This is a genomic window from Streptomyces sp. ISL-10, from assembly GCF_018614575.1.
GTDB lineage: Bacteria > Actinomycetota > Actinomycetes > Streptomycetales > Streptomycetaceae > Streptomyces.
This window is the reverse complement of record NZ_JAGGOJ010000013.1, coordinates 204,830-219,125: the sequence shown is the minus strand read 5'-3', so window position 1 is coordinate 219,125 and position 14,296 is coordinate 204,830. Positions and strand designations below refer to the sequence as shown.

Below are 14,296 nucleotides of genomic sequence, written 5' to 3'. Positions count from 1 at the left end.
CGATGACGGCGCAGGCCGAGCCCGCCCCCTTCCGCTTCTTCGACCTGTCCGTCGCACGGACCCGGCGGCTCGGCCCGTCGTTCGTCCGGGTCACCTTCACCGGAGCCGACGGCCCTCTGAGCGGTTTCATGGCCGGCGGCCGCGACCAGTCGCTCTCGCTCTTCCTTCCCCATCCCGGCCAGGATGCGCCCGTCGTCCCGGTCGACGCGGGTGACGGCAGCGCGATCTTCGCCGCGTGGCGGGCGCTGCCCGACGACGTGCGGGCCGTGATGCGCTCGTACACCGTCCGCGAACAGCGCGCGGAGGCAGGCGAGATCGACATCGACTTCGTCGTCCACGAGGACGGGGGTCCGGCGTGCCGCTGGGCCCTCGCGGCCGAGCCCGGCCACCGTGTGATGGTGCTCGGACCGGCCGTCGCGGACAACACGGCGGTACGGTGCCGGCCGCCCGAGGACACCGACTGGGTGCTCGTCTGGGGCGACGAGACGGCACTGCCGGCCGCCGCGGCGATCCTGGAGTGGCTGCCGAAGGGCATGAAGGCCAAGGTGTGGCTGGAGGTGGCGCATGCGGGCGACCGTATGCCGCTCGCCACCGACGCGGACGCCGACATCACCTGGCTGGTGCGGGAGGAGAACGCTCCGCCCGCCCTGGAGTCCGTCGCCGCCGCAGAGTTGCCCGAGGGCGCTGCGTACGCGTGGCTCGCGGGCGAGTCGGGCAGCGTGAAGTCCCTGCGGCGCCACCTGGTGAACGAGCGCGGGCTGGATCGTCGGCGGGTGACGTTCGTCGGCTACTGGAAGCAGGGCCTGAGCGAGGACGGTCTGCGCGAGCAGCCCGATTCCGCGTAGGCGCCAATCGACTCCACGGGCCGCATCGGCCGCGTCCACCGCGCTGTGGTTCGTCGGGCACGCTGGGGAACCCGACGGCGCGGTTCGCCCATTCAAGCCCCTCCGGCGATTGAGGAGTGGAGCCCCCCCGCCGGGAAGCGCCGGGCACTGATCCGGCCCCTGAAAACGGCGGGCGCCCCGAGGGCGGTCCCACGGGGCGCCCGTCATCAGGTCACTGTGTCGCAGGCCAGGGAACCTGCGCCGAGCGGTAGTAGTCGATGCCGAGCGCTTCCATCCGGGGGCCCTGCGCCGCGAGCCGGACCTTGTAGTCCTCCCAGTCGTGCGTCGCCGCGGGGGACCAGCCGAGTTCGGCGACACCGGGCAGGCGCGGGAACGCCATGTGGTCGATGTGTTCGTTGCTGGAGATGGTCTCCGTCCACAGCGGCGCCTCGACACCCGCGATCGCGCTCGCGGGTGCGCCGGGCAGGTAGGCGCCCGGGTCCCAGTCGTAGGAGCGCCGGACCTCGACGTAGCCGGCCCAGGACAGGCCCAGCTCGGTGTCCTTGTTGTACTTCATGTCGAGGTAGATCCGGTCGGCGGGCGACAGGATCAGCCGGGTGCCGTTCTGCGCGGCCCTGGCGACCTGCTCCTTCTCGGCCTGGCTGGTGCCGTCCAGGCCCCAGTACTGGGCGATCGCACCCTCGGCCGGGGTGGCGCCGGTCAGCTGGTGCCAGCCGATGACGGTCTTGCCGTACGTGGCCACGATCGGCTGGACGCGGTTCATGAACGCCACGTAGTCGGCGCGACTGGTGGAGTGCGCCTCGTCCCCGCCGATGTGGATGTACCTGCCGGGCGTGAGCGCGGCGATCTCCCGGATGACGTCGTCCACGAAGTCGTAGGTGACGGCCTTCGGCACGCACAGGGAGCTGAAGCCGACCGCCGTGCCCGTGTAGAGGGGCGGTGCCACGCCGTCGCAGTTGAGCTCGGCGTACGAGGCCAGGGCCGCGTTGGTGTGGCCCGGCATGTCGATCTCCGGCACGACCTCGACATGGCGAGCGGCCGCGTAGCGCACGATCTCCTTGTACTGGGCCTTCGTGTAGTAGCCGCCCGGGCCGCCGCCGACCTGGGTGGAGCCGCCGTAGGTGGCCAGCCGCGGCCAGGAGTCGATGGCGATGCGCCAGCCCTGGTCGTCGGAGAGATGGAGATGGAGCTTGTTGATCTTGTAGAGGGAGATGTGGTCGAGGTAGCGCTTGACCTGGTCCACGGTGAGGAAGTGCCGTGAGACGTCGAGCATGGCGCCGCGGTGGGCGAAGCGCGGGCTGTCGGTGATCGTGCCGCCCGCGACCTGCCAGGGACCGGGCTGGCGGGTGTCCTCCTCCACCCGCGACGGCAGCAGCTGGCGCAGGGTCTGCACGCCACGGAAGAGGCCCGCGGGGCGGTGGGCGGTGATGGTGAGCGAGCCGCGCGAGGACTGCAGCCGGTAGCCCTCCTCGCCGAGCGCGCTGTCCTTTCCGCTCAGCCGCAGCCTGATGGCACCGGGTGAGGGACGGTCGGTGACGGGCAGCGCGTAGCCGGTGGAGGGGCGCAGCACCTCGGCGAGGCGGTCGCCGATGGCGCGCACCTCACCGGAGCTGTCGGTGCGGATACGGGTCTCGGGGGTGAGCGTGAAGGGCGCACCGCCGGGCACGACGGAGGCGGGGACGGGAACGGTCTGGCCGAGCGGGCGGACGGGGGGCTCGGCGGCCTGGGCGGGCGTGGCCGCGAGCCCGGAGGCCACGACGCCCGACAAGGTGGCGGCCGCGAGAAGCAACAGCGAACCGAGCAGTCGGGGAATCGGTCTGGGCTGACTCACAGGGGTCCCTTCGACGGGGGTCTCGACTGTGCGCAGAGCAACCGGACTGTCACCATGCGTACCTCGCACCTCAACTGCGGTCAAGGTGTAGACCACTTACTCGTCCAGCGACGGGAAGAATCCCTTCTCGGCAGAAATCATCCGGAATGATGGGCCCCGGTGTTCGATGGCACACTTTGAGGGCGGCGCGGTGCCACACATGCGGCCTCCTGCCCGGAATCGGGCAGGATTCTTGCAAAGCGACTCCTCCACCCCTCAATATCTACGGGTGCTCGAACAACGCCTGTCGTCCCACGACGACCTCGTCGACCATCTGGTGCGCAGCACCGCGCTCCAGCGCGGTGAAGCGGTCCGGGTGGTGCTCGACGTGCTGGCGTACTTCGACGAGACGACCGAGGAATTCGTTCGCCGGCGCCACCGTGAGCTTCAGTCCGGCGGCGCCGTGAACGCCGACATCTTCGAGCGCATCGCGGCCGAGCTGCCGCACCGCGCCGTGGCGCCGCCGGAGCTCTCGCTCCGCCAGCTGCGCCGCATGGTCTACGGCTGACGGCCGGCCGTCACACCGGGCACACACCTGCATCTACGGAGGGGCAAGACTTTATGTGCGGAATTGTCGGTTACATCGGCAAGCGTGATGTGGCTCCGCTGCTGCTGGAGGGCCTGCAGCGGCTGGAGTACCGGGGATACGACTCGGCGGGCGTGGTGATCAACAGCCCCAAGGCCGCGGCCCTGAAGATGGTGAAGGCCAAGGGCCGTGTCCGCGACCTGGAGGCCCGTGTCCCCAAGCGCTTCGCCGGCACCACCGGCATCGCCCACACCCGCTGGGCCACGCACGGCGCCCCGAGCGACGAGAACGCGCACCCCCACCTGTCACCCGACAACCAGGTCGCGCTCGTCCACAACGGCATCATCGACAACGCCGCCGAGCTGCGCGCCAAGCTGGAGGCCGACGGCGTCGTCTTCGCCTCGGAGACCGACACCGAGGTCCTCACCCACCTCATCGCGCGCTCCCAGGCCGAGAGCCTGGAGGAGAAGGTCCGCCAGGCGCTGAAGCTGATCGAGGGCACGTACGGCATCGCCGTCATGCACGCCGACTTCCCCGACCGCATCGTGGTGGCCCGCAACGGCTCCCCGGTCGTCCTCGGCATCGGCGAGAAGGAGATGTTCGTCGCCTCCGACGTCGCCGCGCTCGTCGCCCACACCCGCCAGGTCGTCACCCTCGACGACGGCGAGATGGCCACCCTCAAGGCGGACGACTTCCGCACGTACACCACCGAGGGCTCCCGTACGACCGCGACGCCGACCACCGTGGAGTGGGAGGCCGAGTCGTACGACATGGGCGGCCACGACACGTACATGCACAAGGAGATCTCCGAGCAGCCCGACGCGGTCGACCGCGTGCTGCGCGGCCGGATCGACGACCGCTTCAACACGGTGCACCTCGGCGGCCTGAACCTGGACGCTCGCGAGGCGCGCGGCATCCGCCGCGTGAAGATCCTCGGCTGCGGCACCTCGTACCACGCGGGCCTGATCGGCGCCGGACTGATCGAGTCCCTCGCCCGTATCCCGGCGGACGCCGAGCCGGCCTCGGAGTTCCGCTACCGCAACCCGGTCGTGGACCCCGACACCCTCTACATCGCCGTCTCGCAGTCCGGTGAGACGTACGACGTGCTCGCCGCCGTCCACGAGCTCAAGCGCAAGGGCGCCCGCGTCCTCGGCGTCGTGAACGTCGTCGGTTCGGCGATCGCCCGCGAGGCCGACGGCGGCACGTACGTCCACGCGGGCCCCGAGGTCTGCGTCGTCTCCACCAAGTGCTTCACCAACACGGTCGTGGCCTTCGCCCTGCTCGCGCTGCACCTGGGCCGCATCCGCGACCTGTCCGTCGCCGAGGGCAAGCGGATCATCGAGGGCCTGCGCAAGCTGCCCGCGCAGATCAGCGAGATCCTCGAGTCCGAGGACGAGATCAAGAAGCTGGCCGAGAGCTACGCCGACGCCAAGTCGATGATGTTCATCGGCCGGGTGCGCGGCTACCCGGTGGCCCTGGAGGCCTCCCTGAAGCTCAAGGAGATCTCCTACATCCACGCCGAGGCCTACCCCGCCTCCGAGCTCAAGCACGGCCCGCTCGCGCTGATCGAGCCCGCGCTGCCGACGGTCGCGATCGTGCCCGACGACGAGCTGCTGGAGAAGAACCGCGCCGCGCTGGAGGAGATCAAGGCCCGCTCCGGCCGCATACTGGCCGTCGCCCACCGCGAGCAGGAGAAGGCCGACCACACGATCGTCGTGCCGAAGAACGAGGACGAGCTCGACCCGATCCTGATGGGCATCCCGCTCCAGCTCCTCGCCTACCACACGGCGCTGGCGCTCGGCCGGGACATCGACAAGCCGCGCAACCTCGCCAAGTCCGTCACCGTCGAGTAGTCGACCGGCAGTTGGCCGTTCGCCGCCCGGCGGCACGGAAACGCCCCCTGTGTGTGCCACCAGCACACAGGGGGCGTTCTTCGGTGCCGGCCGGCGCGCAACCCGTCACGCCGGCCTCTTCGCGGGGGCCGTGTCACACGGAGCCCCGCCGGCCGCTCAGCCGGTGGCCGTCACTCCCCGGCCGGCAGCACGTCCGCTGAACGTGGGCCACTTGGCGAGCGCCGCCGTCGCCCCGTACCACGCGACGAGACCCGCGACCGCGCCGAGCCAGCCGCCCGCCTTGGCGAGCCCTGCACTGCCCGCGAAGGCGCCTATGCCACCGAGCAGCAACGACAGGCACAACAGGCCGTACACGCCCTGGCCGAAGACCCCACTGCCGGCGGAAGCAGCCGTCAGCGTCAGCGCGAGCAGCGCCCACAGCAGCAGGAACAGACCGGCCGCCTCGGCCGAGGCCTCGCTGCCCACACTGGTGCCCCAGGTGAACCAGAACGCTCCGAGACCGGCGAAGGCCGTGCCCGAACCGCTGTCGCCCGCCCGGTACGCGAGCAGTCCGACGACGAAGAGTGCGACGCCGCCGACCCAGGTGGCGAGGGCCGCGGCATCGGCCGCGGTGACGTTGTCGATCACTTGGGTGTTGCCGACGCCGAACGCCAGCAGGGTCAGTCCGAGCGCGAGACGGCCGAGGGTGTTGGTCGATCCGGCGCTTCCCGCAGAGACTCCGTTGTCCACGGCGGGCTCCCTTCCTGTCTGTGCAGTTGTGCTGCAGTGGTGCTGCCCTGTGCTGCGGACCCAGCGACCGTTATGTACCCTTCACAAGCGCACAATCCACCTGCTACGGACGGGTAGATTCCCGTGCGGTGAGGGGAAGTTGATGACGGGTCACCTGCGGAGACACCTGCGGAACAGGGAGCCGGAAGTGACGCGCGGGACGCCCGGCGGGGCGACGATGGAGCGCCCGGCGCGCGGGGGCTGCGGTTGAACGCCCGCGCGGGGCCGGGGCGGAAGTGCGGCGTGAGCCCGCGTGGAACGCCCGCGCGGGGCCGGGGCGGAACGCGCCGGTACGGACCTACAGAGGGAGCACCCGGCAGGGGCCAGGGCGGAACGTGCGGCGCGGGCCACCGGGGGGAACGCCCGCCCGCGCAGGACCGATACTGAACGCCGGTACTGGGCTGCGGTGGAGCGCCCGGCGCAGGGCTGCGATGGAACGCCCGCGCGGGCCTGCGGGCGGAACACACGCCCGCACGGGGCCACTACTGAACGCCGGTACGGGGCGGTGGAACGCGCGACCGGGCAACGGCAGGACGTGCCGGTACGGGCCTACGGGCGAAGCGCCCGGCCCGGGCCACGGTGGAGCGCCCGGCATGGGCCACGGTAAGAACGTACGGGTGCGGCCGCGTCGGAAGCACGCGCGCACCGAGTCACGGCAGAACGCCCGGCGGGGGCTACGGGATGACGATCACCGGGCGCTGCGCGCGGCGGGCCAGCCGCCCTGCGACCGAACCGAAGATCCGGCCGACGAGACCATGCGTGGAGCCGACCACGATCGCGTCGGCCGAGTACTCACGGCCGACCTCTTCCAGTTCATGACAGATGTCGCCGCCGCGCTCGACCAGGATCCACGGGACCTCGATCAGGTAGTCCGCGCAGGCCAGCTCCAGGCCCAGCACCTCGGTGCGGTGGTCGGGGACGTCCACGAAGACGGGCGGCTCGCAGCCGGCCCAGACCGTGGTGGGCAGCCTGTTGGCGACGTGGACGATGATCAGGCCGGAGCCCGACCTGCGGGCCATTCCGATGGCATAGGCGAGCGCCCGCTCGCTGGAGGTCGACCCGTCGAATCCGACGACGACTCCGTGCCGGAAAGCGGGATCGCAGGAATGGCATGCCTCTTCGGCCGCCCGCAGGTCCGACAGTGGATCGGCTACCTGCTTGCGGTCCGCGGGATCAGGGAATTCGTGACCGGCCATCGATGTCTCGGCGAAGAACGTCCTCTTGGGAGGGAGTCTGAGAAGTGCGTCAGTTGGGGTGGTTGTGGAGCCGTGTCCGGGAATCGTCTTCCCAAGCCCATACCCCCAAGGGTACGGCGGCACTCCTCTCCTGCCCAGGCCCCGCGGTGCCCTGCAAGGCGTTCCAGGGAGCATGCCCCAGGCCGCTCCTCTATGGCAATGCCGGTTGGCCACTACAGCCGTCTTTCGCTGCGCACAGTGACCGGATGACCGCGCTTGTCGTTGGCCGGGGGGTCCGGCCAGATCCGCCGGACAGACCCAGATCGCCCCGTCGCGTCCGAGGAGCCCCGAGTGTCCGCACGTCCGCCCGCCTCTCCCCCCGCGCACCCCTCTGCCCTGCGGCGCGGAGGGCGCCGGGCCGCGCGACCGGCCGCCGTTCCCGCCGAGTACGCCGCTGCCCCCGCGACCTCCGGCTGTGCCGCCCCGACGGCCGCGCCCTCCTCCCCCGGCCCTGCGGCCGGCGGCGCCGACGCGGCGACCGACGTCGTGCGCTGGGCCGCGTTCACCTGCCTGCTGGTCCCGGTCGTGCTCGTGGTCTACGGCACGTCCGCCGGCGGGGCGGCGGCCGCCGCGCTCGGCCTGGCGGCCATGACGACCGCGTGCCGGGTGCTGCTGCGCCACTCGGAGCGCGTGGCGGCGCACGCCCGCGCCCGGAGCGGCGCATCACAGGGTGGCCGACGGGCCCGTACGCCGGAGGGGGCGCACCGGGGCGCGCGTCGCAGTCTGGGAAGTGCGCCTGGGATCTGACGAGTTCGCAAGCTCACACCCGTCGGTTTTCAGCCAACTTCCCGACACCGGACCCAGCTTGCGGAAATGGCCTGCCAACCCGCTTGTCACCAGGCAAGAAAGGACCGCAGGCGGCTCCCGCACCCTACGGGGACGGGCCATGCCCGGAACGCGCACTTCCCTGCGGGCCCGTCGAGTGGAACGCTTCGTGATCGACAGCATCGCGCCAAGTTGCCAAGTCGACATAGCGGGGCATGCCGAACCTGTCACGGCGGCACCGCGGAACGCAGTAGATTCGATCATGAGTATCGATGGCCGGGGGACTCGTGCAGAACCGAGGGGAAACGTGCAGGAGCGAAAGGCCCGAAAAGAACGGGGAGACGCGCACTTCGAGGGGGGCTTAGCGTCATGAGTCAGGACTCCGCCGCACCGGAGGCAGCCCGGAAGCTCTCCGGCCGCCGGCGCCGGGAAGTCGTCGCGGTGCTGCTGTTCAGCGGCGGCCCCATATTCGAGAGTTCCATCCCTCTCTCGGTGTTCGGAATTGACCGCCAGGACGCCGGAGTTCCCCGCTACCGCCTGCTGGTGTGCGGTGGGGAGGAGGGGCCGCTGCGGACCACCGGCGGCCTGGAACTGACCGCGCCGTACGGCTTGGAGGCGATCAGCAGGGCAGGCACCGTCGTGGTGCCCGCCTGGCGCTCGATCACCTCCCCACCACCGCCCGAGGCGCTCGACGCGCTGCGCCGGGCGCATGAAGAGGGCGCCCGCATCGTCGGACTGTGCACCGGGGCGTTCGTCCTCGCCGCGGCCGGTCTGCTCGACGGCCGCCCGGCGACCACCCACTGGATGTACGCGCCGACGCTGGCCAAGCGCTATCCGTCCGTCCATGTGGATCCGCGGGAGCTGTTCGTCGACGACGGTGACGTGCTCACCTCGGCGGGCACGGCTGCGGGCATCGACCTGTGTCTGCACATAGTGCGCACCGACCACGGCGCCGAGGCAGCAGGAGCGCTCGCCCGCCGACTGGTCGTGCCGCCGCGCCGCAGCGGCGGTCAGGAGCGCTACCTCGACAGGTCTTTACCAGAGGAAATCGGCTCCGACCCACTGGCCGAGGTCGTCTCCTGGGCGCTGGAGCACCTCCACGAACAGTTCGACGTGGAGACCCTGGCCGCGCGGGCCTACATGAGCCGCCGGACGTTCGACCGCCGCTTCCGTTCGCTGACGGGCTCGGCGCCGCTCCAGTGGCTGATCACCCAGCGGGTGCTGCAGGCACAGCGACTGCTCGAGACCTCCGACTACTCGGTCGACGAGGTCGCGGGCCGCTGCGGCTTCCGCTCACCCGTGGCGCTGCGCGGCCACTTCCGGCGGCAGCTGGGGTCCTCCCCTGCTGCCTACCGGGCCGCGTACCGGGCCCGCCGACCCCAGGGTGATCCGGGTCCGCCGTCGATGGTGGACGCGGTCATGCCGGCCCAGGCCACGGCCGGGGTGCGCCGCACCGCCGCGGCGGCCGCGGGTCTGCCAGGCCCGACGGCCACGGCCTCCGCGCCACCCGAGGCGGTCAGAGGCGCGGGCGAGATGTACGGCCGCGCGAGCCTGCCGGGCCAGCGCAGCATGGGGTAGCACCCCGATCGGTCGCACCGGGCCGGACGCCTCGAGCGTCCGGCCCGGTCGCGTATGCGCCCGCCCGGGGACCGATCGTTCACGCGCCCCATAAGGTAGGGCGCATGAACGATCGCATGGTGTGGATCGACTGCGAGATGACCGGGCTCTCGCTGACGGACGACGCACTCATCGAGGTGGCCGCACTGGTCACCGACTCGGAACTGAACGTGCTCGGCGACGGCGTGGACATCGTGATCCGCCCGCCGGACGCGGCGCTGGAGACGATGCCCGAGGTCGTGCGCCAGATGCACACCGCCTCTGGCCTCCTCGACGAGCTGGCCGGCGGCACCACGCTGGCGGCCGCCGAGGAGCAGGTCCTCGCGTACGTCCGCAAGCATGTCAAGGAGCCCGGCAAGGCCCCGCTGTGCGGAAACTCGGTCGGCACCGACCGAGGGTTCCTCTCCCGCGACATGCCGACCCTGGAGGAGTACCTCCACTACCGGATCGTCGATGTCTCCTCGATCAAGGAACTGGCCCGCCGCTGGTACCCGAGGGCGTACTTCAACAGTCCGGAGAAGAGCGGCAACCACCGGGCGCTCGCCGACATCCGCGAGTCGATCGCCGAGCTGCGCTACTACCGCGAGGCGGTCTTCGTCCCCCAGCCCGGCCCCGACTCGGACACGGCGCGGGCCATCGCGGCGAAGCACGTACTCCCCGCGGACTAGCCCCCACGGCCCGCCCCACGAAACCCTGGCGCGAGCACCCTCCCGGACCCTGTACACTTTTTCTCGGCCGGTCAGGAAAAAGACCGGTCGTGGTGGGTGTAGCTCAGCTGGTAGAGCACCTGGTTGTGGTCCAGGATGTCGCGGGTTCAAGTCCCGTCACTCACCCTGAATGATCAGCCCCTGACCTGGGACAACGGGTCAGGGGCTGATCTTGTTTCGTTTCTTGGCCAAACCGTGGCCAAACCAGCCGCTCCGAACCCGCGTACAGCCCTGCCATGGCGACCATCAGGAAGCGCGAGCGCAAAGACGGCTCCGCGACCTACCAAGTCCGCTGACTCCAAGGCGGACGAAGGGGGACGTAGGAGTCCGAACCATTCGGAGAAGAAGCGAGCGCCGAGCAGTTCAAGAAGCTCGTCGACGCGCACGACCAGCAGTGGCCGCACGGCTGGGTAAAAGGCCACGGCTTCGTCGAGCCCGACGAGCAGCCCGGCGACATGCCCCTCGTGACGTGGGCCACACGCTACGTCGACCGCCTCACCGGCATCGACATTCGCACCCGCGAGGACTACCACCGCGAAATCCGGCTGCACTTCTCCCACTTGGTGCACACCCGCGCTGACGGGATCGAGGTGCCGGCCACCGTCTGCAGCCTGACCCAGGACGACGTCACGGACTGGGTCCGCCGCGAGGAGGACGGCGAGCGGGACCCTGACGACCCGGAGAAGTGGCTCCGCCGCGAGGCCGACCCGAAGAGCATCCGCAACCGGCACGGACTCCTTTACTGCATCGTGCAGGCCGCTGTGGACGCCGAGCCGCAGCTGCGCACCACGAACTGCTGCAAGCGCACCAAGCTGCCCCGCGTTGACGACGACATCGACGATGACATGACGTTCCTTGAACGCGACGAGTACGCGTGCGTCGCGCAGGAGATCAAGGATCCGGATGCGCGCGATCTCGCCGACTGGCTGGTGGGCACGGCATGCGGTTCGGCGAGGCCACCGCCCTCCGCGTCAGTGATCTCAACCTGACCTCGGACAAGCCGACCGTCAGCGTGCAGCGGGCGTGGAAGAAGGCGAAGAAGGGGAGCGCGAAGGCGTTCTACCTCGGTCCGCCGAAGACGAAGAAGGGCCGCCGCTTGCTCGGCCTGTCCCCTGCCCAGGTCGACATGGTGCGGCGCCACGTCGCCGGTCGAAGTCCCGAGGACTTCATCTTCCGGGCAGCGATGGGCGGCCCTTGGCGGCACAGCAACTTCTACAACCGGAAGTGGCTGCCCGCGGTGAAGGCTGCGGTTGAGAAGGGACTGCCGAAGAGGCCCCGCATCCACGACCTGCGCCACACCCACGTCGCGTGGCTGATCGCTGCACGCATCCCGCTTCCTGCGATCCAGAACAGGTTGGGGCACGAGTCGATCCAGACGACGGTGGACCGGTACGGGCATCTGGAGCGGACGCTCGACGGTGACATTACGGCCGCCGTGGAGGCCGCGATGGGTGTGCCGGCACCCAGGGCGGCCCTGTCGGTCGTACAGGCGGGGTGACTCGCGGTGGCCGCCGCCCTGGCGGTCCTGTCCGGCGCTGTCGTGCTGGTGTGGCTGCGCATCGACGCAGCCGACGAGCGTGCCGCGCAGCTGGCCAGCGAAGCGAACAGACGGGGTACGGCGGTCTCGACGCCGGCGGGGTGATGTGCGGGTGCTGCGGGCGCAGATTCAGGCGCAGGGGGATACGCCTGCGGCGCCGGATCCGGAGCGTGCGGTAGACGACTTGCCGGACCGAGCTGAGGTGCCGGTGCCGATTCCCGGGCCGCAGGGTCCGGTCGGCGCGCCGGGTAGGACTGGTGAGCAGGGACCGCCGGGCGAGGCCGGCAGCCCGGGGCAGGACGGCACGGACGGCGAGCCTGGTGTGGATGGGCAGCCGGGCCCCGCCGGACCGGCAGGACCGCAAGGGCCGCAGGGTCCAGCCGGACCGCAGGGCGAGCGCGGCGAGCAAGGGCCCCGCGGGGAGCAGGGCGAGCGTGGCCCGGCCGGACCGTCCTGCCCCGACGGGTACAGCCTCCAGCCACCAGCCGACGACCCCGATGCGCTCGTCTGCCGGCGGGACGGGGCACCGCCTCCCGACGATGAACCCCCGTCCGGGCCCGTCACCCTCGGCCTCGACCCGACGCGACGCCAGTACCCATGAACGACCGCGCCCCCTCCTGCCACACGGCGGAAGGGGGCGCATTCGTGCGTCCAGGTCAGGCGTCGGGCAGCTTGTTGTACGCGGCGAGCGTCGCCTTCGTGGTCGATGCGTCCTGAAACACGAGCTCCCACGGGCCGGTGTTCACGTCGAACTCCTTGCCGAACCCGACCCACTTGCCAGTCATGCGCCGGCCGGTCGGTTCGACCAGGAGCTGGATGGCCCCGTGGTAACGGGCACCCCGGTAGTAGCCTTCGGTCGCCGTCTGCTCCGTCCACGTTCCGGTGACGACGAGCCCATTCTCCAGGTCCATCGTCAGCGGGCTGTCGGACGAGCCGGGCAGGCTCCGCGCGGAGAGCCGGTTGCCGTGCTGCAGAAGCACCACGTAGTGCTGTCCGACGAACGCCGAGTCGCGGCCGCTGGAGAAGTATTCGTACCTGGACAGCCACACACCGGAGTAGTTTCGGTGTCCTGGCTGGGGCTCGGGCTGCAGCGGCGCGGCCGCGGGGGCGATGCCGTTGACGGAGGCCTCCACGTCGTGGCCGCCGTGCCCGTCGTTGGACACGCGGGCCATGGGCACTGTGCCGGTGAAGCCGAGGGATTCGATGGGCAGTCCGGTGACGGATTCCAGCGCGCGGGCGTAAACGGGGCGGGGGGCGGTCGTGACGCCGGATTCCCAGCGCTGCACGAGTCGTTTGTTGGCGTCGTTGGGCTGGCCCGCGCGGAGGCCGGCATCTCGCACGGCGCGGGCGAAGTCGTCTTGGGACATGAGCAGGCCGAGGCGGACGGCCCGCAATGCACTGTTCGGTGTGGCCATAGGGGCGCGTAGACCCAACCGCCTTGGAATGACATCGAAATGACGCCCCGTGTGTTCAAGGCCCCGCCTGCGAAGTCATGCCGGGCCTTCGTCATGCCGGGTCGGGCCCCACGGGGGCCCGCAACCCTCGAACCGATCGCATCTGTGACCATGGCGTACATCACAGAGCGCCGCGCAAGAACGGGCCCGCGGCGATCGCGTCGACACCCGCCGCTCTGTCTGGGGTGAAGGCCGGGATCGGCTCGCTCATCGGCGACCGAGCCACGGTCGGCCGGCTGCCGAGGAGCCGCCCGTGACGCCATCTGAATCCACCCAGGTCGCCGTCGAGCTGCAGAGATGCGAGGGGAGATTCGTACGGGATTTGCCGAACTGAGCGGCCCACTCGATCTTGCGCTGCAGCGTCGCCCCGAGCAGACCGAGCAGGACATCTCCGATCTGCAGCAGTGGGTCGGCTCTGCCCGTCGCACCACAACGCCGCGGGCGACGCGCGTAGGCACCGCGGCCACCCCGGCCCGGCCACCGCCCCGGCCGGGCGGGGCGGATGCCGGACGTCGGACGTAGCATCGGCCCGACTGGCAGACGGATCCGTCTCGTCGGGGTGAAAGCTGCTGGCAGCGGCGGGCACTGGTACAGTCACGCAGCCTTTCGATCTTCCCGTGCGAGGGTGCCTCGACAATCGAAAGGACCGGGAGGGTTCTTACTGTGTCAGTAAGACGTTTGCGTCAGTTCTGTGTCGTCGCGGGAACCGCCGCTGCCTTGACGTTCGCCACTAGTACAGGAGCCTGGGCGAACTGGACTTCCTACAATACGGTGTGGGATCAGGGCAAGCTCTCCCAGCAGTGGGTTGACGAGTCGTACAACGAAATCAACTTCACTGGCTGCTACAACGTCTACACCCCGAAGAGCATCGATGTGGCGCTGTGGCAGCAGATAGACTGGGGCAGCGACGTGAGGCATGACACGTCGACGCTCACCAACTGCTTCAATGGCTCTGGGTCCAAGAGCACGGCTACCGAGAGCGGCCTGCCTTACGACAGTTACTACTTCGAGGTGGACAAGATCGCCGGGGGCTGCATATCCTGCACGGTCAGTGTCAATACCGTCAATGTAGACACGACCCTGGCTGACTGATCCTCCGGGCCGCCGCGCGCAAATGCC

Annotated in this window: 14 protein-coding genes and 1 tRNA gene; 11 read left to right on the top strand and 4 right to left on the bottom strand. The window is 70.4% G+C overall.

Annotated elements, in window-relative coordinates:
• Window positions 1-2: 2 nt before the first annotated feature.
• Entirely contained in the window at window positions 3-845 is an 843-nt protein-coding gene (locus J7E88_RS17630; RefSeq protein WP_215182069.1) for a siderophore-interacting protein, read from the top strand.
• Window positions 846-1,056: 211 nt separating this feature from the next.
• Here J7E88_RS17630 and J7E88_RS17625 read toward each other — a convergent pair whose 3' ends face one another.
• On the bottom strand, window positions 1,057-2,676 hold the full coding sequence (locus J7E88_RS17625) for a beta-N-acetylhexosaminidase (protein WP_215182067.1): 1,620 nt from the start codon (window positions 2,674-2,676) through the stop codon (window positions 1,057-1,059).
• Window positions 2,677-2,944: 268 nt separating this feature from the next.
• Here J7E88_RS17625 and J7E88_RS17620 point away from each other — a divergent pair, with 268 nt between their 5' ends.
• Together J7E88_RS17620 and glmS are read left to right on the top strand one after the other, a co-directional pair.
• A complete protein-coding gene (locus J7E88_RS17620; protein ID WP_215182065.1) occupies window positions 2,945-3,223 on the top strand; it encodes a hypothetical protein in 279 nt (92 codons plus the stop codon).
• Between the two features lie 53 nt (window positions 3,224-3,276).
• Window positions 3,277-5,094: a glutamine--fructose-6-phosphate transaminase (isomerizing) gene (gene glmS / locus J7E88_RS17615; RefSeq protein ID WP_215182063.1), complete on the top strand. Its 1,818-nt coding sequence runs from the start codon at window positions 3,277-3,279 to the stop codon at window positions 5,092-5,094.
• Window positions 5,095-5,250: 156 nt separating this feature from the next.
• Here glmS and J7E88_RS17610 read toward each other — a convergent pair whose 3' ends face one another.
• Both J7E88_RS17610 and J7E88_RS17605 read right to left on the bottom strand, forming a co-directional pair.
• A complete protein-coding gene (locus J7E88_RS17610) occupies window positions 5,251-5,823 on the bottom strand; it encodes a GPR1/FUN34/YaaH family transporter (RefSeq protein WP_215182061.1) in 573 nt (190 codons plus the stop codon).
• 713 nt (window positions 5,824-6,536) lie between these two features.
• Window positions 6,537-7,058, bottom strand: a complete 522-nt coding sequence (locus tag J7E88_RS17605) for a universal stress protein (protein ID WP_215182059.1) — start codon at window positions 7,056-7,058, stop codon at window positions 6,537-6,539.
• Window positions 7,059-7,388: 330 nt separating this feature from the next.
• On the opposite strand from J7E88_RS17605, the gene J7E88_RS37085 reads away from it, so the two are divergent.
• From J7E88_RS37085 to J7E88_RS37080, 7 genes are all read left to right on the top strand, one after another.
• Window positions 7,389-7,844 carry a hypothetical protein gene (locus J7E88_RS37085; RefSeq protein ID WP_308307526.1) on the top strand — a complete coding sequence of 152 codons (456 nt, stop codon included), beginning with the start codon at window positions 7,389-7,391 and terminating at the stop codon, window positions 7,842-7,844.
• Window positions 7,845-8,231: 387 nt separating this feature from the next.
• Window positions 8,232-9,440, top strand: coding sequence for a helix-turn-helix domain-containing protein (locus J7E88_RS17595; protein ID WP_215182057.1), 1,209 nt, complete (start codon window positions 8,232-8,234; stop codon window positions 9,438-9,440).
• Window positions 9,441-9,544: 104 nt separating this feature from the next.
• On the top strand, window positions 9,545-10,147 hold the full coding sequence (gene orn / locus J7E88_RS17590) for an oligoribonuclease (RefSeq protein WP_215182055.1): 603 nt from the start codon (window positions 9,545-9,547) through the stop codon (window positions 10,145-10,147).
• A gap of 92 nt (window positions 10,148-10,239) precedes the next feature.
• Window positions 10,240-10,312: transfer RNA gene (locus tag J7E88_RS17585), tRNA-His, on the top strand.
• A gap of 329 nt (window positions 10,313-10,641) precedes the next feature.
• The gene (locus tag J7E88_RS35955; RefSeq protein WP_251022767.1) at window positions 10,642-11,175 is read left to right on the top strand and encodes a hypothetical protein; all 534 of its coding nucleotides are present in this window, start codon (window positions 10,642-10,644) and stop codon (window positions 11,173-11,175) included.
• Window positions 11,127-11,684 carry a site-specific integrase gene (locus J7E88_RS35950; RefSeq protein ID WP_251022766.1) on the top strand — a complete coding sequence of 186 codons (558 nt, stop codon included), beginning with the start codon at window positions 11,127-11,129 and terminating at the stop codon, window positions 11,682-11,684. The genes J7E88_RS35955 and J7E88_RS35950 overlap by 49 nt, the downstream gene beginning before the upstream one ends.
• A 6-nt stretch (window positions 11,685-11,690) precedes the next feature.
• Window positions 11,691-11,828 carry a hypothetical protein gene (locus tag J7E88_RS37080; RefSeq protein WP_308307525.1) on the top strand — a complete coding sequence of 46 codons (138 nt, stop codon included), beginning with the start codon at window positions 11,691-11,693 and terminating at the stop codon, window positions 11,826-11,828.
• A 551-nt stretch (window positions 11,829-12,379) separates the two neighbouring features.
• On the opposite strand, the gene J7E88_RS17570 is transcribed toward J7E88_RS37080, so the two are convergent.
• Entirely contained in the window at window positions 12,380-13,138 is a 759-nt protein-coding gene (locus tag J7E88_RS17570) for an XRE family transcriptional regulator (RefSeq protein WP_215182054.1), read from the bottom strand.
• A 756-nt stretch (window positions 13,139-13,894) separates the two neighbouring features.
• Between J7E88_RS17570 and J7E88_RS17565 the strand changes: the two genes are divergently transcribed.
• Window positions 13,895-14,269 carry a hypothetical protein gene (locus J7E88_RS17565; RefSeq protein ID WP_251022765.1) on the top strand — a complete coding sequence of 125 codons (375 nt, stop codon included), beginning with the start codon at window positions 13,895-13,897 and terminating at the stop codon, window positions 14,267-14,269.
• The last annotated feature ends 27 nt before the right edge of the window (window positions 14,270-14,296 follow it).